Here is a 25,319-nt window from a genome sequence, read left to right as displayed (position 1 = left end):
TACTCGATAACATCGACTACATCCTCTGATAGATAATTTATAATCTAGTCTATCAAAGTCTTTCATTTTAGTATTCATGTACTGGTTGAAAGGGCTACATCTAATACCTAATTATTATTTATGCTCGAAATCTTAAAATCAAGCCTTATTATTTCCTGTCAAGCACCTAGCGATTCACCCTTACATCATCCAGACATCATTGCCGTTATTGCCCAAGCCTGTGTTAACCAAGGTGCTAAGGGTTTGAGAATTGATAGCCCAAGCCATATCAAAGCGGTGAAAAAATTGTTACCTGATATTCCTGTTATCGGTTTATGGAAACAAATGGGGCTTAATTCTTCTGTTTATATTACCCCTCGTTTTGAAGATGCTGTTGCTGTGAGTGAGGCGGGTGCGGATATTATTGCTATTGATGCTACCCTTCGTAGTCGTCCTAATGGTGAAACTATGGCTAATCTTATGACTAAAATTCAGCAGGAGTTGGGGAAGCCTATTATGGCAGATATTGATACTCTTGAAAGTTCGATCGAAGCGAATCAAGCAGGTGCAGATTTTATCGGTACTACCCTTTACGGTTATACAGAAGCAACACAAAATTTGATACCACCTAGCTTTGAATTTATCGAGAAACTGCTTAAAACCGTTGATAAACCTGTTATTTGTGAAGGTGGAGTTAAAACCCCCGAAGAAGTGAGAAAAGCTCTTGATTTAGGCTGTTATTCAGTGGTAGTTGGTACAGCGATTACAGGAATTGATTTATTGGCAAAAAAATTTGTTGAGGCAATAGAATAAAGGGTTAAAACCCTCACTACAAACCTTGTTTTATTCCCCCAAATTTGGGGGTTAGGGGGCAAAAATTTTACGAATGATGGAAGATTGCTATAGTTTTAAACTTAACAATATTCGATAATAATATGTTTTTGATTATCTCTTAATAATTTAACTAAATCTTCGATTAAACTTCTTCTAATGGAGATATTTTTAGGTAACAGTGGGTTTTGATAAAATTCATTAATTTGTTGCCCAATTAAGAAGTAAATAGAGTCAGCTTCTAAGATTTCTCTTGCTAATAAAACTGCTCCATTTTTTACGGTGGGTAATCTCGTTATATCGCATTTACATTTAATTAAAACTTCTTTTGCTTTAGAAATTGTTAAGATTCCTTCGGTGACTAAATCAACTTCTTTGAGTTTACCTATGGGGGGTAATTCTTTACTCATCGTCATTATATCCATTTCGATCGTCTCTCCCATATAATTGGCTACAATATTACCAGTCGTGCCTCCGCAAATAATTTTTCTGCCTGAAAAACTCAATAATTGTTCTGCATATTCTTCATCTTTGGTAACATCTAAAGGAGGACCAGAAAAAATCATTAATGGTTTAGGCTTACGAATATATACCCCCACAAAAGTGGCATCATCACCGATATAATCACAGTATAATTTTTTTGTTTCTTTAATAATTGGCTCAATAATATTACGGGAGTTTGTGGCTTTTGTACGAAAAATATGTTCCATAAATTTAGCTATATTTTCCCAACCCCAACCAAAATTCATCGTATTTCCTAACCCTGCATATAAAATTCCATCACTAGCCGCTCCTAAAAAATCTCCTCTTTCTAATACTCCTTGACAGGATTGAATTTTTTTGTTTAAGATTTGTTCTGTTTTATGTTTTAATGGAATAATTACACCTTTTTTTAATAAAAAAATAGGCGGATTATCAAAGTTAATTACATGAAATTTGTTATTATTATGATCGATCGAAATAATGGTAAAAGTAGCGTAAGCAATGTTTCTCACTTGGCAAATAGGCAAAGTACCGACAATAGTTTCAATGACTTCTTTTAAGGGTAAATCTGCATCAAGCATGGTGATTAAAATTTCGGTGGTTAAAGTGGCTAAAATACTCGCTTTTACTCCACTACCTAACCCATCTGAAAGCACGATCGTACTTTTATCTTTACCCTTAGTAAATTTTACTTGATCACCGCATAATTCTTCATTTTGTTTGTTTAAACTATAGTAATAAATATCAAAAAAATTATCTTCATTCATAAATCTTCTCAATTTATTTAAGATTTCTATATAGATGAAAAAACTAAAATTTGGTAATTAATTAAATTTAATTGACTAAAAATTTCTAATCCTTTTGCTGTCATGAAATCATTAAAATTATCAACAATTAATTTATTGATAACGGGGTAAGTTGGCTGTACATTCTTATTTATATCTATTACTTTTTCTAGTTTAAAGCCTGTTTTATTACCTATATTTTCATAGTCTTTTATGCCGATAAATTCGACTTGATTTGTTGCTTTTGAACCATAGGTATCCGTAATTAATCTACTTAGAATTTGAGTTTCAAACCATAGCCAAAATTTTCTAATATTGGGATTAATAATAAAGTCAACAATAATCAATTTTCCTGAAGATTTTAAATTTTTTTTGACTTGTTGAAAAAAGATTTCTCGACTGGGAAAAGCAAAGATACATTCTAGGGCGATCGAGTAGTCAAATAATCGATTAAAATTAGGTAAATCACAGGCATTAGCATTAATAAATTCAATACTATTATTATTTTGTGGTGTAATAACTTTTCTGGCTCTTTCAACCTGTGCGTTATCAATATTAACACCAGATAAATTTAAGTTATGGAAGGTTTCATTAAGTAAACTAATTGTTCCACCAAAGCCACAACCAGCATCGAGAATACTAACTCCGTCTTGGATTTCTGCGGTTTGAATTACTAATTTAGATAAATTATTGGCTGCGATCGCAAAATCCATTAAAGTACCAGTAGCGTTAGCAGGATTTTCCCAGTAACCCCAATGGATATGTTTTCCGAAGGCTTCTTCTAATTCGGGATTTTCGTCAAATTTTTCGATTAATGTATCAAAATAGCCCATGATTTTAATTAAGAATAAGGAATGAGAAATAAAGAATTAAACCGTCTTTAACAATTTTGAGTTCAATTTATTGAACGTGATTATGATAGTCGCACAATAAGTTGCACATTGGATTATTGATCAACACCTAACAATATAACTTAACATTTAACAACATAACTTAATTTAACTCTTCTTCATCATTGAAAGATAAATTTTCTAATGTTTGATTGGTAAATTTACGGGATACTCGCCGATATTTTTTGCTTTCTAATTTTGGCTCACTAGATTTTTTCCCGTCTGCCTTAAACTTGGTTTTCATAGTGGATTCTTGATCTTTACTATGAGCTATTTTTTGATTATACTCGATCGTCTCCTCTAAGAATTTCAGGTAGTATTGATAACGTTCCCATTCTCCTTTGACGGCGCACTCAGGTTCGTCTTTGTGAATACAATTATGAAATTTACAAATATTTGCTCTCAGCTTCTGTCTTGCTTCGGGAAAATAATTAATCAGGGATTCGGGGGGAAAATCGAAATTAGGTTGATTAAACCCCGGACTATCGGCAATAAAACCTCCTTCTAAAAGTTCAAATAATTCCACATGACGGGTGGTGTGACGACCTTTTTGTAATTTGCCTGACACTGCTCCGATGCGAATATCTAACTCTGGGATTAGTAGGGATGTGAGACTAGATTTTCCTACTCCACTAGGTCCAGCTAAAATAGTAATTTTGTTCTTAAGAATTTGTTGTAAGGAATCGATGCCTTCTCCTGTGTTGACACTGAAAAAATAAGGCTCATAGCCCCATTCTGAAAGTCTTTGATGCCATTTCTCTTTATGCTCAGGGGAGATTAAATCTACTTTATTTAATCCCAGTACCAGTTTTAAATTCGTGGACTCAGCTTTGACAAGAAAACGACTTAATTGTACTGTATCTAAGCTAGGTTCTTCTAAAGCAAATACTAATAATATTTGTTCAGCATTAGCCATGGGAGGGCGTTCTAATTCCGTCTCTCTTGGCAACACAGAATCGATCGCACCCCGTTCCGATTCACTAGATTTTATCATAACTCGATCGCCCACTAATACCGATTGACCGATTTTTTTCAAACGAGTAGGACGGGTACACAAAAGAGTTTCGTTATTGCCAAGACGAACCTGATAAAAATTAGCCAGATGTGCGATCACCGTACCTTGAACTAAATCTGATGGAGTAATGTTTGCAGAATTAATCATAAATCAGGCACGAACCGATAAAACAAAATACTCTCCTTTATCCTCAACCCCTTCAATATTATAGCCTTCCATGGATAAACTATTGGGAACTTGCTCGATCGGTTCACCGCCATCAAGACAAATTTCTAATAATTCTCCTGATGACATTTTTTCTAATTGTAACTTACTACGAATAAAATTAATCGGGCAGGGTGTCCCCCTTAAATCTAAAATTTTTTGTGTCATTATACAAATTTACTAATATTTAATAATTTATAGAAGCATTAGACATCTACCTTATTAGGACTTACTCACCGATCCGAAATGTAGGGTGGGCATTGCCCACCAAATACAACAAATAGTCTTAAAATTAGACGAAAATACTTATTTTACTTAACTCCTAGTTATTTCTGAAAAGAGGGCTGAAGCCCTTACTACGAACCAATAAAAATCTTTTCTAAAGAAGTCTATTGTAAAACTCTTGCCTTTGGCCTATCTTCATCAAAAAACTATGGTACAACACCTACTTATGAAAGATACTCTCGAAAAATCCTTCAAAACCTTTCTTAGAAGTATGTTCTCCTTTGATTTGAGCCAATTTTTCTAATAATTCTCGTTCTTCAGAATTAATCTTCGTGGGAATATCCACCTTAATGGTTAACAAATGATTACCACGACTGACAGAATTACCTAACTTCGGTACGCCTTTATCTTCTAAAGTCATCACCGTATTAGGTTGTAAACCGGCGGGAATAGTCAGTTCATAATCGCCGTCAATGGTGGGTACTTGCAAACGACAACCTAGAATTGCTTGTAAATAACTGATGGTAATTTCCGAAAGAATATTAATACCATCTCGTTTAAAGTGGGTATCATTTTCTACGGCTAAATATACATATAAATCCCCTGAAGGACCTCCACGACTACCAGCGTCTCCTTCACCACTAACCCTTAAACGAGTACCGTTATCAACCCCTGCTGGAATAGTGATTTTGAGTTTTTTGTTGACTTGTTTTCTACCTTGTCCTCCACAGGAGTCGCATTTTTCCTCGATAATTTGTCCTTCTCCGTTACAAGTGGGACAGGTGGAGACTTGAGCGAAACTACCAAAAGGCGTTCTAGTGGCTCGTTTAACTTGTCCAGTACCGCCACAAGTGCCACAGGTTTTAGGGGAGCTACCTGCTTTTGCACCACTACCTTTACAGGTTTGACAGGTTTCTAAATGGGGTATCTTGATCTCTTTTTCACCACCAAACACTGCTTCTCGGAATTTTAACCGAAGATCCAGCCGTAAATCATCCCCCCTAGTAGGACCACGACGACGAGTAGCAGTACCAGTACTACTACCTCCGAATCCACCGCCAAAAAAAGTCTCAAAAATATCGGCAAATCCTCCCATGTCATTGGGATCGAAGCCCACTCCTCCAGAACTTGCTCCCCCAACTCCTGCTTCTCCAAAACGATCGTAACGGGCTTTCGTTTCTGGTTCGGATAGCACCTCGTAAGCTCGATTTATTTCTTTAAAACGTTCTTCTGCTCCCGCATCTTTGTTCACGTCGGGATGATACTTTCGTGCCATTTTACGATAAGCTGATTTTAGTTCTTCTTTGGTAGCACTGCGGGAAACGCCGAGAATTTCGTAGTAGTCGCCTGACATATTAGTTGATAATTATTACTTTGATTGGTCTGCTCTATATACACTATCATCAATCATTCTAATATAAAATCTTAACATTTTTTAAAAAATATCTTGATCTATCTTGAAGTCAAGTCCTAATTTTTCTAATTTCACTTTTTAACTTCCATGGCAATAGCTTAATTTTTTCTTAAAGTACGATGAAACAACCCTTACTTATTGATTTATACTATTAGGTATTATCGATCGAACAATAATATATAGGTGTATTGAAAATTATGACCTCTACAGACTTTGTCATTTCCATTTCCTTTGACCTTTGGGCAAAATTAAATACATTATCATTACCAAATCGCAGTAATTTTCTCAATAATCTTTATCAATTATTACTTAATTCTGATGTAGGGAATAAAGTATCTTCAATTTTAGTCAAAACTCCTGAAATAGTTACTAGCTTTTCTTATCATAACTTGTTAGAAGTTTTAGTTTTTATTACCAAAAATAATAGTGATCAAAATATCATTAAAATTATTGATTTTATTGAACCAGAAAGGAAAATAAATAGTTTATCCACCATCAAAAATCATAGCAATATTCCCCTAAAAAATTTGGAGATAGTTCAAGGAAATAAGACACAAAATGAAGATAAGATTATTAATACTTTAATCAATAATAATTATCATTTTAATCCTCAAGATTTTATTTTAAAGGAAAGCGATTTTTTCTGTGATCTTTCCCAGTACCAAAATTCTACTGAAGTTTTTTTAGTTTCTCAGCAACAATATAATATTCTTAATCAAAATCCTAGTTTTCCTGTTTTAATCACTGGAAATAAGTCCACAGGAAAAACGATCACAGCTATATATTCAGCCTTAGGAAAAGCTCATCTATTGAGTAAAAAAGGAGAAGAAAAAATACTATTTTTAACTGATAATAAATTTTCCGTTAAGGAAATTAAAAAAAGTATTAATAATTTTACCTTTTATAGTCATCTTAATATCTATAATTATCAATTTTTGACGAAAAGTATTATTGATAAATATCCGTTAATTTTTACACAAAAATTTTTAGCTCAAAGACAAATAACTTTTTATAAATTTACGGAACATTTTTTTAAAGCAAAAAAAATATTTACTGTGAAAACTGATGAATTATGGCAGGAAATTCGACAAGTAATTAAAGGTTCAGATAAAGTTTTAATGACAGGCAGAAATTTAATTACTTTAGATGAATATTTAGCTTTTAAAAATCAAAGTACTTTACCCGTAAATACTGATTTTAAATATATTTATAGTTTAGCGACGGAATATCAAGATTGGTTAGAATCTCAAAATTATTGGGATGAATTAGATTTAACTCAATATTTATTAACTAAATTCCCTGACAATTATCAAGGAGAATATCAGGCTATTTATGTAGATGGGGTTGATAAACTTACCGAATTACATATACAATTTATTTTAAAATTATTAAAGGTTAATGATGATATTAATTACTTTCCTCAAATATTTTTAGTGGGAGATAATGAGGTTAATTTAATTGGGAAAAATTTGATTTGGAATAAAATCAAAAAAATCTTAGTGGAATCCTATCGTAAATTATCTAATTGGAAAACAATTCGAGAATTAATTGAACCGAAAGAGTTAACCCATAATTTTAGTTACTGTGATAATATTGCTAAATTAGGAGTTACTGTTGCTAATTTATCAGGTAAAAATCTGCATCATTTTTCTTGGTTAAAAGGTGATTGTAAGCCTTTGATTATTTCTGAAATTACTCCAGAATTTTTGATGAGCAAACATAGTTTGAGTATTGACAGTTCGATCGTAGTTTTTAATGAAGAAGAAAGAAATAAACTAAGTAATCTTTTTCCTAGTGATAGCCAGAGAATTATTCCTTTTTCAGAAATTGAAAACTTAGAATTTCAACAGGTTTTAGTATGGAAAATGTTTGCTAATATCTCAGAAATTAATCATGCTGTGGACGATCGAACCTTAAACAAAATAAAATATAATCAAATCTATACTTGTGCGAATATTGCCAAGAAAAAATTATATTTTTATGACGAATTTATCGATGATGTTTGGAATGAATCTAACATTAATAACTTAATTGATATAGGATACGAGACAGAATTAGAGCCTATTTTTGAAGATAAATATTCAGCAAAAGAAATGGCAAATATTGCTAATAATTATTTAGAAAAAAGTACCGATAAAGCCTATCAAATAGTAAGCCAAATTTATCATAGATATAATGATATAACAGGAGCGGCAAAAGTCGAAGCCTTATTAGAAGAAGAACAAGGAAACTGGGGCAAAGCAGGAGATATTTGGAGTAAATTAGGCATTTTTGATGAAGCGATTAATTGTTGGAATGAAGTTGACAAAAAACTATGGTTAGCTAAATGGGGCGTGTTAAGTTCAGAAGAATGGCAAAAAAGAGGGCTTTATTTTGAACAAGAAAACGATTATAAATTAGCCAAATTTTGTTATGAAAAAGCTGATGATTTTGAAGGGAAATTACGCTGTTTTGAAAAAGATAATCAGTGGGAATTAGCTGGGGATGAATGTCAGACAAAAAACCTCACCCTACAAGGCAATAAATATTATGAATTAGCTGATACATACTATCGAGAAAATGAACAAGCTACGTCTGCTATCAAAATGTGGACAAAGTTAAATAAATGGCATCGAGTCGCTATAATTTGGGAAGAAGAGCAACAGTGGGAAAAAGCGGGTAATTGTTGGCAAAAAGAAGGAAATGTGCAAAAAGCGGCTTACTGTTGGCAAAAAGCAGAAAAATGGACGGCGGCGCAAAAATGTTGGGAAGAATTAGGTAATTGGTACGAATTAGCCTTGTCATATGAGCAAGAAGAAAATTGGGAGTTAGCCGCTAAAACATGGCTAAAAATCGCAGAAACGGAAAAAGCTGCTCTATGTTATCAAAAGGCGAATCGATGGCGTAAAGCTGAAGATTTGTGGAAAGAATTGGGTTATTGGGGTTTTGTTGCTATTTGTTTACAGCAACAGGACAAATGGAGGGAAGCGGCTCAAGCATGGAGTAAAACTAATCCCCATGAGTTGGAAGCCTTATGTCATGAACGGTGTGAGGCGTGGGATAAAGCTGAAAAATGTTGGTTAGCGGCGAAAAATTGGACAAGAATTATTTTAGCCTGTGAAAAACAGGAAAAATGGCAGGAAGCTGCCGAAAGTTGGGAGAATTTGGGAGAATGGCAAAAAGCAGGTATTGCATGGGAAAAAGTTAATGAGACAGAAAAAGCAGGTTTATGTTATGAAGAAGGAGAATACTGGCAACTAGCCGAAAAATGTTGGCGTGAGTTACAAAGGAGCGATCGAACGGCTAAGATGTTAGAAAAACAGGAAAAATGGTTAGAATCAGCTCAAATTTGGGAAAAATTAGGTGAATGGGAAAAAGCAGGACATTGTTGGCATAACTTAGGGGAAATAGAAAAAGCCGCACTATGTTACGAAGAAGGTAAACATTGGCGATTAGCAGAAGACTGTTGGGCAAAACTAGAAAATTGGGAAAAGGTAGAGAATGCGTGTAAGCAACAGGGAACATGGCAAAAAGCGGCTTATGATTGGCTAAAAAGTAATCAAGTAGAAAAAGCGGCTCTATGCTACGAAAATTGTCAAGACTGGGAAAGAGCGGCTAAATATTGGCAACAATCCCGCAATTGGGAAAAATACGGTAATGCTTGTGAACAGTTACAACAGTGGGAAAAAGCCGCATCGGCTTATTTACAGGCAAATAAAGGGGAAAAAGCTGCTCAGTGTTATGAAAAAGTCAAGGATTGGGAAAAAGCGGAAGAATGTTGGCGTAAAGTCTGGAAATGGGAAAAAGTTGCCCTTATCTGTGAATATCAACAAAAATGGACGGATGCGGGTAAAGCATGGTTATTAGTCAATGAAATTGAAAGAGCTGGTTCATGTTACGAAAAAGCTCATAATTGGGAAAAAGCGGAAGAATGTTGGCGTAAAGTCTCGAACTGGGAAAAATTGGCGATCGTCTGCGAATATCAACAAAAATGGGAAGAAGTTGCCCAATTATGGCAATATTTGGAAAAATGGGACAAAGCCGCTTCTGCTTGTCTGAAAATGGAAGATTTTGAAACTGCTGTTAAATACTATGAAAAAGGAGGACATCAGGAAGAAGCACAAAAGTATCGATCGAAAATTAGCGATTAGGGAGTGGTGGGCGGTGCATCGCCCTACATTTAAAGTCTAATAACGAATACGAGGATCGATTAAAGCGTTAATTATATCAATCAAAATACTAGCAAAAACTACAATTACTCCAAAAAATACCATGATTCCTTGTACTGTAGGATAATCCCTTAAAGAAATAGCCTCATAAAGACGATTGCCTAATCCGGGCCAAGAAAATGTTACTTCTGTCAATACAGCTCCTCCTAACAAGGCGGCAAAAGTTAATCCCATGACGGTTATAACAGGAACTAAGGCATTTTTTAGAGCATGGTTGAGTAAAATCTTATTTTCGGGAATTCCTCTCGCTCTAGCGGCTTCTACATACTCCGATCGAAGGGTTTGTTTCAAATTCACCCTCACAATACGTTCAAAAATGCCACTTAATAAAATCCCTAGAGTAACACAAGGCAAAATTAAATAATAGACGGCGGTGAAAAACTGTCCAAAATTGAAGGTTAAAAGACTGTCAAGGGTATATAATCCCGTAATTCTTTCTGGGGAAGCCATACCTACGGGAAACCTTGTGCCAAGGGGAAACCATCTCAATTGTACGGCAAAGATTAGTTGTACAATCATCCCCACCCAAAATAAGGGTAACGAATAGGTGATAATGCCAAATAACCGCCCTCCCACGTCAAACACCGTATTGGGACGAGATGCGGATATAATACCAATACTGACACCTACCACGATGGCGACGGAAATACCAAAAAAAGCTAATTCTACCGTGGCTGGAAAATGTTGTTGAATGACATCCCACACGGAAAGCCCTCGACTACTTAAAGATGTGCCTAAGTCGAAATTGAGTATTTGCAGTAAGTAGCGAAAATATTGCACCAAAAGGGGAGCATTTAAGCCTAAATCTTCCCTTAAAGCCTGTTTTGCTGATTCTGGAGCTCTAGCACCTAATATAGCATCGGCTGGATCGCCGGGGGTAGCTCTTAATAGTAAAAAGACAATGGTGATAATTGTCCAAATCATCAAGGGTGCTAATAATAATCGTGCTAGTATATAGTATTGTAAGGATTTCGATCGAGACATTGATATTATACTCAGTAAGGAAGTAAAAAATGTTGGTGAGGATAGACAAAAAGCAACAGGGGGGGTTGAAACAGTGAAATTATAACCTTCGTCAGTATAAATGAAAATTAGGATTTTTTCATAAATTTAAGATTTAGTTTGTTTGAAACAAAAAAATGAAAATTGTCACCCTAAAAATTAAAAATTATCGAGTATTTGAAAACCTAGAAATTGATGATATACCATCTTTTTGCGTAGTTATTGGTGCAAATGGTACGGGAAAATCAACCCTATTTGATATTTTTGGTTTTTTGCGAGACGCTTTAAAAAATAATATTCGTCAAGCCCTTCAAGTTAGAGGAGGTTATAAAGAAGTTATCACGAGGGGAAAAGAACAAGAGAATATTGAAATAGAGCTACAATTTAAGATAAATATTTTAGAGACAGAAAGACTTGTCACCTATTTATTAATCATTGGAGAAGATAATAAACGCCCTGTCATTAAAAGAGAAGTTTTGCGTTATAAAAGAGGTGAATATGGCAAACCTTTTCACTTTTTAGACTTTAAATTAGGTCAAGGTTATGCTATTACTAATGAAGAAGATTTTAGTAAACCCGAAGAGCAATTAGAAAGAGAAGAACAAAAACTAGAATCTAATGATATTTTAGCCATCAAAGGTTTAGGACAATTTCAAAGATTTAAAGCCGCTAGTGCGTTTCGTTTATTAATTGAAAATTGGCACGTTTCCGATTTTCACATTAGTGAAGCACGAGGAACTAAAGATGCTCTTTATGCCGAACACTTATCCCTCACAGGTGATAATATGGCATCAGTTGCTCAATATATTTATCAAAATCATCCTGATATTTTTCAAATAATTCTAACAAAAATGCGGGAAAGAGTGCCGGGTATTTCTAAAGTAGAAGCAAAGGATACAGAAGACGGAAGATTAATTTTAAAATTTCAAGATCAAGCATTTAAAGACCCTTTTATCGATCGATATGTTTCCGATGGTACAATGAAAATGTTTGCCTATTTAATCTTGCTTTTTGATCCGAAACCTCATCCTTTATTATGTGTAGAAGAACCTGAAAATCAACTTTATCCAACCCTATTAAGAGAATTAGCTGAAGAATTTGCCAGTTATGCTCATCGTGGTGGACAAGTATTTGTTTCAACCCATTCTCCTGATTTTTTAAATGCAGTTTCTTTAGAAAATATTTTGTGGTTAATTAAAGAAAATGGTATTACTAAAATTTATAAAGCTAAAGATAATCCAATTCTCAAAAAGTTAGTAGAAGAAGGAGATTTACCCGGTTATTTATGGAATCAAGGTTGGTTTGAAGGAGTTGCCCCTTAATGAGTTATGACTTAATTTTTTTAGTAGAAGAACCCTCGATCGCCATTGTTTTAAACATAATTTTACCTAAAATTATACCCGATGAAATTTCTTTTATTTGTATTATTCATCAAGGAAAACAAGATTTAGTAAAATCAATTCCCAGAAAACTTAAAGCCTTTGAATTTAACCCTAATACTAAATTTATTATTGTCCATGATCAAGATTCCCATGATTGTCAAAAACTCAAATTAGAATTATTCAATCTTTGTCAAAAAGCAGGAAATTCTGATGTCATGGTGAGGATTATTTGTCATGAATTAGAATCATGGTTTTTAGGAGATTTACTAGCAATAGAAAAAGCCTATAATCTTGAACAAAATACCTTAAGTAAAAAACAAAATAACCAAAAATTTCGTAATCCAGATCAACTTAATTCGGCTAAACAAGAACTAAGAAATTTAGTTAAACAATATTATCCTGCAACTCATTCTCAAAAAATTGCGATATATTTATCTCTCACTGAAAATAAATCAAAAAGTTTTCAAGTTTTTCTTGATGGTATCAAAAAAATGATAAATTTTCTAAAATAATTGATCGCTTAAATCTACATCAACTTTTTTCACTTTTCCCTCTTTCCTTTCCCTTCACCAAAGATTTATAAGGGAAAATGCAAAATCTGAGTTATAAATCGATAACTTTCTTTACATTGTGAACTGAATCTCGAATCTAAGGATAAGCTAGTAAATAGGAGCTAGTTGGCAATGAATTTTTGCCCTAAAATCATGCTTTTCGATATAGCTAATTTAACTTATTGGATTTTTCTCGGTGTTGGTGTTTTTCTCTTTCTCCTCGTGATTATTTCTGGCGGTGGAGAAGATCAAGATTTGGATGTCGATGTGGATGTTGATGTTGACGTTGATGTTGATGTTGACGTTGATGCCGATGTTGATGCCGATGTTGATGGTGATATAGAAGGAAGTGTTAATGCAGATGTGGAGACTGACAGTGACATTAGTTTCCTTTCCTTTTTGTCTTGGTTTGGAGTCGGAAAATGTCCTCTCTTAATTTTATTGGCGATCGATTTTTCTGTGTGGGGGGTATCAGGATGGTTTTTAAATGTCACCATCGGTGGTTTTCTCAATGCCATACCCCAAGGTTTTATCGCCTTTTGCATTTTTGTTGTTTCTTTCTTCTTTAGCATTTGGGTTGGCAAACTCTTGTCTCATCCCATTGGTAAAATCTTCGCTAATTTTGGCGAAGAAGTCGATGGCGATCGACTTATCGGTTGTATCGGTTCTGTCACATCAAAACAAGTTCCCTATATCATCGAAGGTAGAATTGCTCAAGCTGATGTTTTAGACAATGCTCGTAACTTGGTTACGATCGAAATATGTTTACCTGATTGGGCTAAAGTAATACCCCATAGAGGACAAGATGTTCTTATTATCGATCGACAAAAACACTGTTTTATTGCGATCGCCAAAGATACCTCTGATGAGGATAAATGGCTTAATTCAAAGAATTAAGAATTAAGAATTAAGAATTAAGAATTAAGAATTAGAAAATCCCCGTTCATTACTTTGTCATTGCGAGGTAACGAAGCAATCTCAAAAATCTTTGAGGTTATGATACATCAGTTTTAAATTATATATAAAAAAAGGAGTAAAATCATGAATTTTTGGTTACAGTTTATTCAATCTTTACCTATTAGTAATTTAGAAAATTTAGAGCTAAATAATACTAATTCTTTTGACACTAATTCATCAGAAAATAGTAACTTTTTTACGAGCAATTTAATTAGAGAAATTCCTATTAATACGAATCAAAATTTAGCTCAATTAAATATGGGAAGTATGAGCTTTTTTGGCGGTTTAATTGGTGGTTTAGTTCTCCTCTTAGTCTTAGCCATTTGGGGTTATACAAGGGTTTATGTTGTTACTCCTAATAACGAGGCTTTTGTGCGCAATGGAGGCTTTTTTGCTAAGGAAAAAAAAGTGATTCTTAATGGCGGTTGTATCATTATCCCCGGTATCCATGAATTAACTAGAGTACCTTTAAGAGAAATTTCGATCGATGTCGTCAGACAGGGCAATTTGGCAGTGCGTACTAAAGACTATTTACGCGCTAATATGAGGGTGACTTTTTATGTCTGTATTAGTGCTGATAAAGATGCTGTTTTAACCGCCGCCCAAAGGTTATCAAAACAAGGTAAAATTTCCGCCGAAGATATAAAAGACGCTCTCGAAAAACGGGCTGATGATGCCATTCGTGCCGCAGCTAAAAAGAAAAGTATTGCTGAAATTGACTCCGATAAATTAGGTTTTGCTGAAGAAGTTTTAAATCTTATTCAACAGGATTTAAGAAAAGTTGGTTTAACCCTAAATAATATTGCAATTTCTGAAATTGAAGAAAGCGATACCTATGATGAAAATAATTATTTTGACGCTCAAGGGGTTCGTTTACGCACGGAAACTATCCAAGAATCTATCAAACAAAAATTAGGAGTTGAACTTGATAATCAACGGGAAAAAAGAGAAATTGAACTCAATACTCAAGTGGCGATTCAACAACAAGAATTAGCCGCCGAAAAACAATCTTTAACTATTAAGAAAGATCAAGAAGAAGCTAAATTAACTCAAATGAAAGAAATTGAGTTTCTTAAAGTGCAACGAGAAAGAGAAGTTCAAGAAGCAAGGGATCAAGAACAGGCTAAAATTGAACGAAATAAAATTCTACAACAACAAGCGATCGAGGAAGAAAGAATTAAGCAACAATTAGCAGTACAACAAAGTCAAATTGAGGCAAATATTGCTTTAGAAGAGCGCAATAAACAATTCCGAGTTGCTCAAATTGTCCAAGCCCAAGAGGGAGAAGTGGCTGAGATCGATCGACAACGTACCGTTGAATCTACTCGTTTACTCGCTCAAATTGCCATTGCGGAAGCGGATCAGCAATCTCAGATAGCACAACAAGAAGCATCGATCGCCATTACAGAGAAAGAAAAAGAAAGATTCACTGCCGAAGCTGAAAAAGCGAAAGCGGAAGAAGGAGTAAACACCGCCCGTCAAGTGGAAAATGCTGAAAGGGAAAAACAACTATCCTTGATTGTTGCGGAAAGAGAAGCCGCAGAAAAACGGATTACGGATCAAAACGTAGTGGAAATCGATGTTTTCCGTCGTCGCCGTCAAGCAGAAATTGCCCGTCAAGCCGCCGAGTTAGAAGCCGAATCTATCCGTACGTTAGCGGATGCTGAAAAGTATCGATTATTGGCTGAAGCCCAAGGTAAATTAGCGGTTATCCAAGCGGAAAATAACCTTAACAATGCCAATCGCACGGCTGACCTCATAAAAGTCATTTTCCCCTCGATCGCGCCTCAATTGCCTGAAATCCTCAAATCCTTATCCCCTCAACCGGGGGTGTTAGGAGATGCTCGAATTTATGCTTTTCCGGGGTTAAACGGTAACGGCACAAATTCCTCTAATGATATTAATAAAATCTTGCTTTCCACTAGCGGATTATCCTTAATTAATACCCTTTTAGATGAAGGAAAATTAGGTAATATTATCGGACAAATTAAAGGGTTATTACAGTCTAATGAAACAGGAAATAATACTACGCCCTTGGTGAATGATTTTAACTATAAACCTAATATTAATTTAGAAACTAATGACTCTGAAAATGTCCCCCAATATGAAGAAGAAATGGAAGACACCGAAGAATCAGAAAACTTGGATTTCTCCCCTTGGACTGAATCCGAAGCTCTGTAATAATAAATAGACATCGATCGTATTTGAAATAGAGACGTAAAATTTTACATCTCTACAATAGTTTTAGCTATGAAAAATTTAATTTTTGAAGAAATCTAATAGAGAAAGTCAAAAAAAGTTAAATTTATTGAACGTTATCTCGTTAGCCGTGTAATTCATTATACGGTGCTAATTAACGGTTTGCCTTTCTTTTAAATAGCTAAAAAATTCCTTTCCTTCTCGTAAACGTCTAACTAACATTTGCGGATCGGTTAACATTTCTGATACGATCGGAATGATAGCTTGAGGACGAAAATAAAAACGTCTATATAGTTGTTCTACAGCGTCTTCAATTTGAGTAGAAGAAAGGTTCGGATAAGCTAAAGTTGAAGTCTGAATGCCAGAAGAAGAAATGAGATTTTGACTACTAAACCAGTTATTTTCTAAGGCTTGACGGTATAATTCAGTACCCGGATAAGGGGCTGCGATCGATACTTGTATCGTATGAGGACTTACTTCACAGGCAAAACGGATAGTTTCCTCAATGGTTTCTTGACTTTCGTTGGGTAAACCAATAATAAACGTACCATGAACTTTGATACCTAACTTATGACAATTTTTCATAAATTTACGAGCAACGTCTAGCTTAATACCTTTGTTGATACCGTCTAAAATTCCTTGATTACCTGATTCAAAACCTACTAATAATAACCTTAAACCATTATCCCTTAATTGTTTTAGGGTATCATAATCGAGATTAGCACGGGCATTACAACTCCATGTTAACTTTAACCGTTTAAGATGTTCACTAATGGCGATCGCCCTTTGTTTGTCAATAGTAAAAGTATCATCATCAAACATATATTCTTGCACAGAATTACCAAAAAGACTCTTAGCCATTTCCATTTCTTTACCTACGGCTTCAGGACTTTTTGCTCTATAGTTGTGTCCTCCAATAGTTTGAGGCCATAAACAAAAACTACATTTTGCAGGGCAACCTCTCCCCGTATAAAAAGAGATATAAGGATGTAACAGATAACCGATAAAATATTTTTTGATGTCTAAATCTCTAGCATACACGGGCAAAACACTAGGCATAGCATCCCAATCGTGAATTAAATCTCGCTCAGGATTATGGACAATATTACCGTGAGTGTCTCGATAACTCAAACCTTTAATATCAGCAAAACTTTTGCCTTGGGCAACTTCCTGACAAGTATAATCAAATTCATTGCGACAAACAAAATCAATAACAGGATTATCTTGAAGGGTTTTTTCAGGTAAAACTGCTACATGAGCGCCAATGAAGCCGATAACCGTATCAGGATTTTGAGCTTTAATCGTCTCGGCACATTTTACATCATTAGCAAGAGAAGGAGTGCTAGTGTGCATAATCACTAATTCGTAATCTTTAGCAATTTTTAACACATCATCGACACTTTGATTATGGGGAGGTGCGTCAATTAATTTACTTCCTTCCACTAATGCTGATGGTTGTGCTAACCATGTGGGATACCAGAAAGATGTTATCTCCCGTTTAGCTTGATACCTAGCGCCTGCGCCACCGTCAAAACCGTCAAAAGAAGGAGGATTGAGAAAGAGAGTTTTTTTCATAGTTAAATATTATAGTAATTAATTATTAGTAATAATAGTATTTCTTAATTATCAATTCCATTGAGATAGGGTTGAACATATTTTTTACCTTTATTAATATAAAAATCGGTTTCTTGAAATTTTCGATCGGTTTCCTTCTGAGATTCGATTAATTCTGGTAATAATTTCCAAACATCATCCGCCGTAGTTGTCATAATTTTTCTCCTGATTTTATTTTTTTATTATAACTCTTAAAACTATCAATGTTAATATTCTAAGTTTAAGTTAATAATTAGATATTATGTCCTAATCATCAATTATTTATTTATAGTATTAAAATAATTTTTTAGCCATAAAGTATCATATTTTCTATCAGTTTTTAATTCCCAAAGATTAATACCTTTTTTGGGTAAATTTGTTAAGAAAATTTTAAATTCTTTCCAATTATTGATTAGTTTATAATCAATATTATAGGTTTTAGTTAAATTCTTAAAATCGATGGATTGAGGAGTGGCGAAATATTTTTCAAATAGGGGTTGATAATCAGAAATTGGTAACATTTCAAAAATTCCACCGCCGTTATTATTAACTAAAATAATGGTTAAACTTCCTTGAAAATATTGATTAATTAAAAAGCCATTAGTATCATGTAAAAGGGCTAAATCTCCTGTTAATAATACAGTAGGTTGATTTTGATGGGCAACGCCTAAAGCAGTGGATAAAGTGCCATCAATGCCGTTTGTGCCTCGACTAAAATAAATTTCTCTTGCTAAATTATTTTTTTGCCAAAAAAATTCGGCATATCTAATAGACATACTATTGGCGATAAAAATAGGAGTATTGACAGGAAGATATTTTGATAACATCCATGATATTTTTGCTTCAAATATTTCCTCTTTTTCCTCCATAATCTTTTTAAGTTTAATGGTTATTTTTTGTTCGATCGAACTCCATTGATTACTATAGTTTGATGAAGATTTTGTTTCTAAAGTTGGTAAATATTTAATGAGATTTTCTGGGTTAAGACGAAGATGAATAGAGTTGCTATGTAAAGCATCTAAATTATCATCATAGGGAGTAATAATATAGGTTTTTACTTTATGCTTATTTAGCCATTCTCTCAAGGTTTTACTGGTGGGATATTCTCCAAATAAAATAACTATTTCGGGGATTAATTGATCAGCATTATCAGCATTTCTTAAAATAGCATCATAGTTAATAATTAGATTGTAATTATTCTCGTGATAATTACGAATGGGAGATAAAGCCTCCCCTAAAATGGGAAAGTTTAAGAGATTCGATAAAAGTTCGATCGAGCGGGAGTATAATAAAGGATTATCTGAGGTATCAACACCAGCAATAATAATGCCTTTATCATATTTTTTCCATTGTTTTAAATATTTATTTAGATCAAAATAATACTCCAAAAAATTATTATTATTAACAGGAAAATTACTAAATAATTGTTGATAGATAAATTCTTGATTTTCTAAACTAATATCTAAGGTAGAAATGGGAGCTAAAGGTTCTCTAAAGGGTATATTGATATGGACAACACCCCTAGAAGTTAAGAAAGATTTTTCCCAACTATAAATAATATTTTGTCGTAAATAAAAAAGTCGATCAATTTCCATTGAAGGTAAAGATAATTGTGTTTGCCAAAGGGGATAACTATTGTATAAATTGACTTGATTTATAGTTTGTCCAGCATGACAATTTTGCAACTCAGGAGGTCGATCGGCTGTTAAAATAATTAAAGGTATATGACTATATTTAGCCTCAATTACCGCAGGATAAAAATTAGCAACCGCAGTACCAGAAGTGCAAATTAAAACGGTAGGAGAATTATTTTTTTTAGCTAATCCTAAGGCAAAAAAAGAAGCTGATCTTTCATCTAAAATTGGTATAGTATTAATAGAAGGATGTTGAGCAAAGGCAAGAGTTAATGGAGTCGATCGAGAACCGGGGCTAATGACAGCATTTTTTAAACCTAATTGAGCGAAAGTTTCTACTATTACCGAACTCCAAATAGTGTTAATATTACGAAAATTTAAAGACATTTTATAATAAAAATTATGATAGTATAGACGAATAAATTAAATCAAAAAAGTAAGATGAAAGCTATTATAAAAGATAATATTCTTTACATTCAAAAAGAAGATTTACCCCAATATCAAAAAGGTAAATCCGTAGTGAGAAATAACTATTTTTGGGCATTAAAATCCATTAGTGATTATGCACCAATGAATGGAGATTGGGAATTTAGTACAGAGGTTTGGATAGCCTTAAATAGAATGTTATTATTTTTCACCAATTCTGGTTATTTAGGTTATCGAGAAACCATGTTAGAATTTAGCGATGATACTTTAATTCCCGATATTTTACGATCGAGTTCCACAAAATTATAGAATAAAATTGTCATGGCAACATTTTTGCGTCCCCTAAGTTATAAATATCAATGGTTATATGATACTATTGCCAAATTGGCAGCGATACCTGTAGGCGGTGAAAGAAAATTTCGACAACTAGCACTCAAAAATCTACCAATTAACTCTAATACTAAAATACTAGACTTGTGTTGTGGAGCAGGACAAACTACAAAATTTTTGGTTAACTACTCCCAAGAAGTGACGGGATTAGATATATCTCCAGTATCCTTAGAAAAAGCGAAAAAAAACGTACCTCAAGCGCAATTTGTGGAAGGATTCGCCCAAAAAATGCCATTTTCCGACAATTATTTTGATCTTGTTCATACTAGCGTAGCTTTACACGAGATGACGACATCAGAATTAGAGGAGATTTTTCAAGAAGCCCATCGAGTCTTAAAACCAGAAGGAATTTTTACATTCATCGACTTACATCAACCACAAAATTTATTATTCATACCTCCCTTAACATTATTTATGTTGTTATTTGAGACAGAAACCGCATGGAAATTATTAAAAATAGACTTAGAAAATCAGCTAAAAAAAGTAGGTTTTAATATTGTTGATAATCAACTTTATGCAGGAGGAAGTTTACAAGTTATTCAAGCTAAAAAATAGTTTAATGTGACAAAAAAAATATATAATATGTAAAATAATTCCACAATTAATCATAATTAGGTTGTATTAAATAACCACAACGATGTTCTCCATTATTAATCCAATTGGTTCTTTCTATGTGGCAATCGGGAAATAATGCTGCAAACATTTCTAATTCATGACCACAAACTTGAGGATAAGATTCTGCAACTTCAGAAATCGCGCAGTTATGTTCAGTTAAAAAAAACTGTTTAATATTATCTTTTGATTCGTTTTCTACACAGAATAATTCTGCCATATATCCTTCTTGTTTTCTAATTTCTACTAATTGATTTACTCTTTCTGCTAGGGTTTTTCCGGTGATATATTGACGATAATTTTCAGCTTTTCTTTGCCATTGTTTCTCTAAAACTTTACTTACCTGATTTTTCCCTACGGTTTCTGTTAGGGTGTCTAAAAAAGACACGGCAAATTCTCCATAGTTTTGGGGAAATCGATCGCGCCCTTTTCTTGAAAGATAATATAAATATTGTGGTCTGCCTGTTTTTACTTGAATTGGGTCTCGATCGAGCAATCCTTGATCTTCCAATTCTTTCAGATGTCGCCGAGTGGCTTGAATACTAATGTTCATCGATCGAGCTATATCTTGGGCTGAAGCCTTCGTTTCTTTCAGCAGATATTGCAAAATCATCTCTTTACTAGATTGTTGTAGGGAAGTTACCATAATCTTCCTATTAAGTTGTATTTTATTGTATTTACTAACTATAAAACAACAAAATAGTTGCTTAACTATTCAGTATAGCTCAAATCACTCCCTTTTACATCTCAATACTGCTCGGTTAGTGTCGAAAACGTTTTGGTGAGGGTAATTAAGAATTAAGAATTAAGAATTAAGAATTAAAATTTCATTGAAGTTCTTACCCTTTGCCCTTTGCCCTACCTCAGTTCGACATAAAGAAAATGATGAAAACTAGACAGGTGGACAAGTGGACAGGGAGAAAAATTCTCAATATTTGATGTACTTTTGAGAGAATTTTATTCATTCATCAGAAATACAATCTTCCTGTCTTCCTGTCTTCGGAGTCTTCCAAGTCAGCCCTCACCTATTTTTATATCGAACTCAGGTTTGCCCTTTGCCCTATCCTAACCGACAATTATAAATTCCTTAACCGAGCAGTATTGTTTTACATCTGAGTGAACCATAAAATGATGAAGATAAGAAGGGAAGAGGGGGAGAGGGGGAAGAGAAAAATGCTAAAAATTGACTAAGCGGGTACGCAAAGTTTCTAATCCTAATCTTTTAGAGGCGCAAATAAATAACCCTTGGGGATATTTTTCTTTGGCTATTTCTAAATGTTCGCTATCGGCTCGATCGATCTTATTGAATACCATTAATTCTATAGTAGGGGCTAAAGGCATATCTGCTAAAATCGTTTTCACTGATTTGATGTGACTTTCCCATGCAGGGTGAGATAAGTCCACAACGTGCAACATCGCATCAGCTTCCGTCACTTCTTCTAAAGTGGCACGGAAAGAATCCATCAAGGAAGGCGGTAATTCGTGAATAAAACCCACGGTATCGGTTAACAAAATAATGCGAGTTTCCCCTGTTTCCTGATGGGTGATAGTTAGTCGTCTGGTGGTAGGATCTAAGGTTGCAAATAATTTGTCGGCGGCGTAAACTTCTGAGTTAGTCAGGGCATTAATCAAGGTTGACTTTCCTGCATTCGTATAACCCACGATCGCCACAGAGGGGATTTCCTGTTGTTGTCTTTGTTGTCTTAGTCTCGATCGATGATTTTGTAATTGATTAACTTCTTGCTGTAATCGAGTGATGCGTTTTTGGATAGAGCGCCTTTCTGTTTCTAGCTTAGTTTCTCCCGGTCCTCTTGTACCAATACCTCCTCCTAATCTTGACATCGCCCGTCCTCGACCAGTCAAACGAGGTAACATATATTCTAATTGGGCTAACTCTACTTGTAATTTTCCCGCTCCCGATTGCGCCCGTTGAGCAAATATATCTAATATTACTTCCGTTCGATCAACTACCCTCACACCAAATTGTAATTCTAAATTGCGCACTTGAGCAGGTGATAAGTCTCGATCGAACGCCACCAAATTCGCCCCTAAAGTTTGCACTTGTAAAGCAATTTCTTCCACTTTTCCCGCACCTACCAACGTTTGAGGATGAGGGTTAGCCCGTTTTTGCTCGATCGTCGCCAATACTTTCCCCCCAGCACTATCCACCAATAAAGCTAACTCTTGTAAACTATCTTGAAATTTTAGCTCTGTCATTTTACCCGTCATCAAGCCCACTAATAATACCCTATCCTCTTGAGATGACACATCTTGAGCGATAAATTCTCGACTAAATTCTCCTTCTAAACTATCCACTAAATCCTGAAAATCTTGTTCCGCAACAGTTTCAATATCCTGTGGTGGAGAAATTTCCCATAATGTATTATCATTGGATATGGGCAATAAATGAGCGACATAGGCATTTTCAATAAAACCCGTCGCCCCCCCGCCTTTACGCATCATGCCCTGTCCTGTTAAACTAAACATCACTAGAGCATCTAATCGTTGCCTTGCCATTGCCGTTAAACAAGCCTCACTCGGTGGTATCGGTTTCAATGAGGTTGCTAAACAACGAATCCCCGACAATCTTTGCACACCATAACGGGGCAATTCGAGGGGGGGAATTTGAGTTTGACGGGGTGTCCCCACACCCACTCTCATCACCTGTCCACGGCGGTTTAAATAGACGCAGACTGGCTGTTTTAACTCAGTACTAATGGCAGCAATTCTTTCCGCTAAATCTGTAGTAGTGATTCGATCGATCCGAATACGCTGATGATACAATTTTTGTAACTGTTTAAGTTGATTCGCTTTTAAGCCTTGAAGATTACCGTAAATATTTTCAGTTGTCATTCAGTAGAAAGATTTTAAGTGTCAGATTGATAAGGCGTGAACTTTACCCCTCTAATAATCAACTTTACTACTTTTATTGAATCTTTATCAAATTTATTGATTAGTATTGCATAAATTTAACATTTCCTTCCCTAAAATACCTGAGTTCGACATAATTTTTTGATGAAACCTTTATGATGTCTATTCTTCATCCTCGAATTTATAACCAACACCAACAACAGTTTTAATGAAAGTAGGTTGAGCAGGATTTGGCTCAATTTTTTTGCGTAAGCGCCGAATATGAGTATCCACTACCCTCTCATCTCCAAAAAAGTCTGCACCCCAAAGTTTATCGATTAATTGAGTGCGACTCCACACTTTACTAGGATAATTTACAAATACCGCTAATAAATTAAATTCTAGGGCGGTTAAGTCTAAGGTTTCCTCTTTGCCTTCATCTTTGCGAATAGCGGTATGTTCATCTAAATTCAGTATAAAATGGGGGGTTTCGTGGATTTGCGGTTGCGCAACCTGACGCATACTTCTTCTTAATAATGCCCTCACCCTTGCCACTAATTCTCGTGGGCTAAAAGGCTTCACTAGGTAATCATCTGCCCCTGTAGATAAGCCGATAACTCGATCGATCTCCTCCCCCTTTGCTGTTAACATGAGAATATAAGGGTCTTTTGTCATTGATGAATTTCTAATTCTAGTACAGACTTCTAAGCCGTCAAGTTTAGGTAACATCAAATCAAGAATAATTAAATCAGGTTGTATTATTTTTGCCTTTTCTAATGCGGATAAACCATCCGATGCGATATGACATTGAAATCCCTCTCTCGTGAGACAATTATTGATAAGTTGAGCAATTTCTTTCTCGTCTTCGACTATTAAAATTTCCATATTGAGCAATCAGGGATGAGAAATTAATTTATTATCTTAGTTCGATGCAAGAATATTCGATTGAGGCAGGTTTCAGATTTCAGGTAAAGATTTCTCGAACATTGATTAATTAATATAAAGAATTTAAAATAAGAAAATCAATTAAGATATATTTTTTGTGAATTCTTTAACCTAATACCTATACTTTTACACCACCGAAATTTTATATCGAACTCAGGTACTTGTCAAGGAGATAATATGACATAATCAGAGCTTTTAACTGTTAACTAATAGTTTATTATAGTTGTTTATACCTACTCACGGGATAAAGGTTGACATTTTTTTTAAATATGTTAGCTTTTAATGAAGTCGATAACCAAGACTGTTAAAACTATTTAATTTAAAGATTAAATTAAATAAAAAATTAGTTATTATTCAAGATTAATCAATTAATTAGAATAATAAAAGTAGGGTGGGTTACACCCGAATCAACGCTTGTGGACAGTATCAAGCCGACTTGACTGGTAGAAGCAAGAAGTAAACGTCATAGGTAACTATGAGTAAGTTTTATATAACAGACTATTATCTATTTCCAATGTTTATCAATGTCAAATTATTTTTGTGGTGACGATAACTGATAAAAATTGACTAAATTTCACTCAACATCGATATATATTAAAAATATTTATATAGAAATGTATATTTTTATTAATAAAGATAAAGTTTAAATAATTTTGTTATTAATTACTTTAGATAAAGAAAATAAGTAAACTTCTTCTTATATAATATGGTTAAAGACTTGTAATGATTTATATTTAATTATTC

General features: G+C 34.2%; 20 protein-coding genes. 8 read left to right on the top strand and 12 right to left on the bottom strand.

Features of this window, described 5'->3' with window-relative positions; genetic code table 11:
- Nucleotides 1-120 precede the first annotated feature (120 nt).
- Nucleotides 121-792, top strand: a complete 672-nt coding sequence (locus tag SYN6308_RS07640; RefSeq protein ID WP_017293851.1) for an N-acetylmannosamine-6-phosphate 2-epimerase — start codon at nucleotides 121-123, stop codon at nucleotides 790-792.
- A 101-nt stretch (nucleotides 793-893) separates the two neighbouring features.
- On the opposite strand, the gene SYN6308_RS07635 is transcribed toward SYN6308_RS07640, so the two are convergent.
- From SYN6308_RS07635 to dnaJ, 5 genes are all read right to left on the bottom strand, one after another.
- Complete coding sequence (locus SYN6308_RS07635; protein ID WP_017293850.1) at nucleotides 894-2,060, bottom strand: SpoIIE family protein phosphatase; 1,167 nt, start codon at nucleotides 2,058-2,060, stop codon at nucleotides 894-896.
- Between the two features lie 26 nt (nucleotides 2,061-2,086).
- Nucleotides 2,087-2,911 carry an SAM-dependent methyltransferase gene (locus SYN6308_RS22065; RefSeq protein WP_017293849.1) on the bottom strand — a complete coding sequence of 275 codons (825 nt, stop codon included), beginning with the start codon at nucleotides 2,909-2,911 and terminating at the stop codon, nucleotides 2,087-2,089.
- Nucleotides 2,912-3,071: 160 nt separating this feature from the next.
- Nucleotides 3,072-4,130: a small ribosomal subunit biogenesis GTPase RsgA gene (gene rsgA, locus SYN6308_RS07625; protein ID WP_017293848.1), complete on the bottom strand. Its 1,059-nt coding sequence runs from the start codon at nucleotides 4,128-4,130 to the stop codon at nucleotides 3,072-3,074.
- Nucleotides 4,131-4,133: 3 nt separating this feature from the next.
- Nucleotides 4,134-4,355, bottom strand: a complete 222-nt coding sequence (locus SYN6308_RS07620) for a sulfurtransferase TusA family protein (RefSeq protein ID WP_017293847.1) — start codon at nucleotides 4,353-4,355, stop codon at nucleotides 4,134-4,136.
- Nucleotides 4,356-4,632: 277 nt separating this feature from the next.
- A complete protein-coding gene (dnaJ, locus tag SYN6308_RS07615; protein WP_017293846.1) occupies nucleotides 4,633-5,766 on the bottom strand; it encodes a molecular chaperone DnaJ in 1,134 nt (377 codons plus the stop codon).
- A gap of 257 nt (nucleotides 5,767-6,023) precedes the next feature.
- Here dnaJ and SYN6308_RS07610 point away from each other — a divergent pair, with 257 nt between their 5' ends.
- Nucleotides 6,024-9,956: a hypothetical protein gene (locus SYN6308_RS07610; protein WP_017293845.1), complete on the top strand. Its 3,933-nt coding sequence runs from the start codon at nucleotides 6,024-6,026 to the stop codon at nucleotides 9,954-9,956.
- A gap of 36 nt (nucleotides 9,957-9,992) precedes the next feature.
- Here the strand turns inward: SYN6308_RS07610 and SYN6308_RS07605 are convergent, their stop codons facing one another.
- The gene (locus tag SYN6308_RS07605; RefSeq protein ID WP_017293844.1) at nucleotides 9,993-11,018 is read right to left on the bottom strand and encodes an ABC transporter permease; all 1,026 of its coding nucleotides are present in this window, start codon (nucleotides 11,016-11,018) and stop codon (nucleotides 9,993-9,995) included.
- A gap of 155 nt (nucleotides 11,019-11,173) precedes the next feature.
- On the opposite strand from SYN6308_RS07605, the gene SYN6308_RS07600 reads away from it, so the two are divergent.
- From SYN6308_RS07600 to SYN6308_RS07585, 4 genes are all read left to right on the top strand, one after another.
- Nucleotides 11,174-12,358 (top strand): AAA family ATPase, encoded by a 1,185-nt coding sequence (locus SYN6308_RS07600; RefSeq protein ID WP_017293843.1) that lies wholly within the window; start codon nucleotides 11,174-11,176, stop codon nucleotides 12,356-12,358.
- A complete protein-coding gene (locus tag SYN6308_RS07595; RefSeq protein WP_017293842.1) occupies nucleotides 12,358-12,930 on the top strand; it encodes a DUF4276 family protein in 573 nt (190 codons plus the stop codon). The genes SYN6308_RS07600 and SYN6308_RS07595 overlap by 1 nt, the downstream gene beginning before the upstream one ends.
- A gap of 192 nt (nucleotides 12,931-13,122) precedes the next feature.
- Entirely contained in the window at nucleotides 13,123-13,866 is a 744-nt protein-coding gene (locus SYN6308_RS07590) for an OB-fold-containig protein (RefSeq protein ID WP_017293841.1), read from the top strand.
- A 144-nt stretch (nucleotides 13,867-14,010) separates the two neighbouring features.
- Nucleotides 14,011-16,107: a flotillin family protein gene (locus SYN6308_RS07585; protein ID WP_017293840.1), complete on the top strand. Its 2,097-nt coding sequence runs from the start codon at nucleotides 14,011-14,013 to the stop codon at nucleotides 16,105-16,107.
- A gap of 168 nt (nucleotides 16,108-16,275) precedes the next feature.
- On the opposite strand, the gene hpnJ is transcribed toward SYN6308_RS07585, so the two are convergent.
- The 3 genes from hpnJ to menD all read right to left on the bottom strand — a co-directional run bounded on the left by hpnJ (nucleotide 16,276) and on the right by menD (nucleotide 19,739).
- Nucleotides 16,276-17,700 carry a hopanoid biosynthesis associated radical SAM protein HpnJ gene (gene hpnJ, locus SYN6308_RS07580; RefSeq protein WP_017293839.1) on the bottom strand — a complete coding sequence of 475 codons (1,425 nt, stop codon included), beginning with the start codon at nucleotides 17,698-17,700 and terminating at the stop codon, nucleotides 16,276-16,278.
- A 44-nt stretch (nucleotides 17,701-17,744) separates the two neighbouring features.
- Entirely contained in the window at nucleotides 17,745-17,894 is a 150-nt protein-coding gene (locus tag SYN6308_RS24840) for a hypothetical protein (RefSeq protein ID WP_017293838.1), read from the bottom strand.
- A 102-nt stretch (nucleotides 17,895-17,996) separates the two neighbouring features.
- A complete protein-coding gene (menD, locus tag SYN6308_RS07570; protein ID WP_017293837.1) occupies nucleotides 17,997-19,739 on the bottom strand; it encodes a 2-succinyl-5-enolpyruvyl-6-hydroxy-3-cyclohexene-1-carboxylic-acid synthase in 1,743 nt (580 codons plus the stop codon).
- A 54-nt stretch (nucleotides 19,740-19,793) separates the two neighbouring features.
- On the opposite strand from menD, the gene SYN6308_RS07565 reads away from it, so the two are divergent.
- Both SYN6308_RS07565 and SYN6308_RS07560 read left to right on the top strand, forming a co-directional pair.
- Nucleotides 19,794-20,087, top strand: a complete 294-nt coding sequence (locus SYN6308_RS07565) for a hypothetical protein (RefSeq protein WP_017293836.1) — start codon at nucleotides 19,794-19,796, stop codon at nucleotides 20,085-20,087.
- A gap of 12 nt (nucleotides 20,088-20,099) precedes the next feature.
- Nucleotides 20,100-20,723: a class I SAM-dependent methyltransferase gene (locus SYN6308_RS07560; RefSeq protein ID WP_017293835.1), complete on the top strand. Its 624-nt coding sequence runs from the start codon at nucleotides 20,100-20,102 to the stop codon at nucleotides 20,721-20,723.
- A 46-nt stretch (nucleotides 20,724-20,769) separates the two neighbouring features.
- Here the strand turns inward: SYN6308_RS07560 and sufR are convergent, their stop codons facing one another.
- The 3 genes from sufR to SYN6308_RS07545 form a co-directional block, all read right to left on the bottom strand.
- A complete protein-coding gene (gene sufR / locus SYN6308_RS07555; RefSeq protein WP_017293834.1) occupies nucleotides 20,770-21,426 on the bottom strand; it encodes an iron-sulfur cluster biosynthesis transcriptional regulator SufR in 657 nt (218 codons plus the stop codon).
- A 530-nt stretch (nucleotides 21,427-21,956) separates the two neighbouring features.
- A complete protein-coding gene (gene hflX, locus SYN6308_RS07550) occupies nucleotides 21,957-23,633 on the bottom strand; it encodes a GTPase HflX (protein WP_017293833.1) in 1,677 nt (558 codons plus the stop codon).
- A 180-nt stretch (nucleotides 23,634-23,813) separates the two neighbouring features.
- Nucleotides 23,814-24,515 (bottom strand): response regulator transcription factor, encoded by a 702-nt coding sequence (locus SYN6308_RS07545; protein ID WP_017293832.1) that lies wholly within the window; start codon nucleotides 24,513-24,515, stop codon nucleotides 23,814-23,816.
- Between the last annotated feature and the right edge of the window lie 804 nt (nucleotides 24,516-25,319).

Origin of the sequence: Geminocystis herdmanii PCC 6308, from assembly GCF_000332235.1 — a bacterium.
Lineage (GTDB): Bacteria > Cyanobacteriota > Cyanobacteriia > Cyanobacteriales > Cyanobacteriaceae > Geminocystis > Geminocystis herdmanii.
Note: the sequence above shows the minus strand (reverse complement) of the source record. Positions and strands in the feature narration are given on the sequence as shown.

Bases quoted from the DNA above. Each gene is read 5' to 3' on its own strand.
- SYN6308_RS07640 (WP_017293851.1), top strand. From the start codon at position 121: ATGCTCGAAATCTTAAAATCAAGCCTTATTATTTCCTGTCAAGCACCT.
- SYN6308_RS07635 (WP_017293850.1), bottom strand. From the start codon at position 2,060: ATGAATGAAGATAATTTTTTTGATATTTATTACTATAGTTTAAACAAA.
- SYN6308_RS22065 (WP_017293849.1), bottom strand. From the start codon at position 2,911: ATGGGCTATTTTGATACATTAATCGAAAAATTTGACGAAAATCCCGAA.
- rsgA (WP_017293848.1), bottom strand. From the start codon at position 4,130: ATGATTAATTCTGCAAACATTACTCCATCAGATTTAGTTCAAGGTACG.
- SYN6308_RS07620 (WP_017293847.1), bottom strand. From the start codon at position 4,355: ATGACACAAAAAATTTTAGATTTAAGGGGGACACCCTGCCCGATTAAT.
- dnaJ (WP_017293846.1), bottom strand. From the start codon at position 5,766: ATGTCAGGCGACTACTACGAAATTCTCGGCGTTTCCCGCAGTGCTACC.
- SYN6308_RS07610 (WP_017293845.1), top strand. From the start codon at position 6,024: ATGACCTCTACAGACTTTGTCATTTCCATTTCCTTTGACCTTTGGGCA.
- SYN6308_RS07605 (WP_017293844.1), bottom strand. From the start codon at position 11,018: ATGTCTCGATCGAAATCCTTACAATACTATATACTAGCACGATTATTA.
- SYN6308_RS07600 (WP_017293843.1), top strand. From the start codon at position 11,174: ATGAAAATTGTCACCCTAAAAATTAAAAATTATCGAGTATTTGAAAAC.
- SYN6308_RS07595 (WP_017293842.1), top strand. From the start codon at position 12,358: ATGAGTTATGACTTAATTTTTTTAGTAGAAGAACCCTCGATCGCCATT.
- SYN6308_RS07590 (WP_017293841.1), top strand. From the start codon at position 13,123: ATGCTTTTCGATATAGCTAATTTAACTTATTGGATTTTTCTCGGTGTT.
- SYN6308_RS07585 (WP_017293840.1), top strand. From the start codon at position 14,011: ATGAATTTTTGGTTACAGTTTATTCAATCTTTACCTATTAGTAATTTA.
- hpnJ (WP_017293839.1), bottom strand. From the start codon at position 17,700: ATGAAAAAAACTCTCTTTCTCAATCCTCCTTCTTTTGACGGTTTTGAC.
- SYN6308_RS24840 (WP_017293838.1), bottom strand. From the start codon at position 17,894: ATGACAACTACGGCGGATGATGTTTGGAAATTATTACCAGAATTAATC.
- menD (WP_017293837.1), bottom strand. From the start codon at position 19,739: ATGTCTTTAAATTTTCGTAATATTAACACTATTTGGAGTTCGGTAATA.
- SYN6308_RS07565 (WP_017293836.1), top strand. From the start codon at position 19,794: ATGAAAGCTATTATAAAAGATAATATTCTTTACATTCAAAAAGAAGAT.
- SYN6308_RS07560 (WP_017293835.1), top strand. From the start codon at position 20,100: ATGGCAACATTTTTGCGTCCCCTAAGTTATAAATATCAATGGTTATAT.
- sufR (WP_017293834.1), bottom strand. From the start codon at position 21,426: ATGGTAACTTCCCTACAACAATCTAGTAAAGAGATGATTTTGCAATAT.
- hflX (WP_017293833.1), bottom strand. From the start codon at position 23,633: ATGACAACTGAAAATATTTACGGTAATCTTCAAGGCTTAAAAGCGAAT.
- SYN6308_RS07545 (WP_017293832.1), bottom strand. From the start codon at position 24,515: ATGGAAATTTTAATAGTCGAAGACGAGAAAGAAATTGCTCAACTTATC.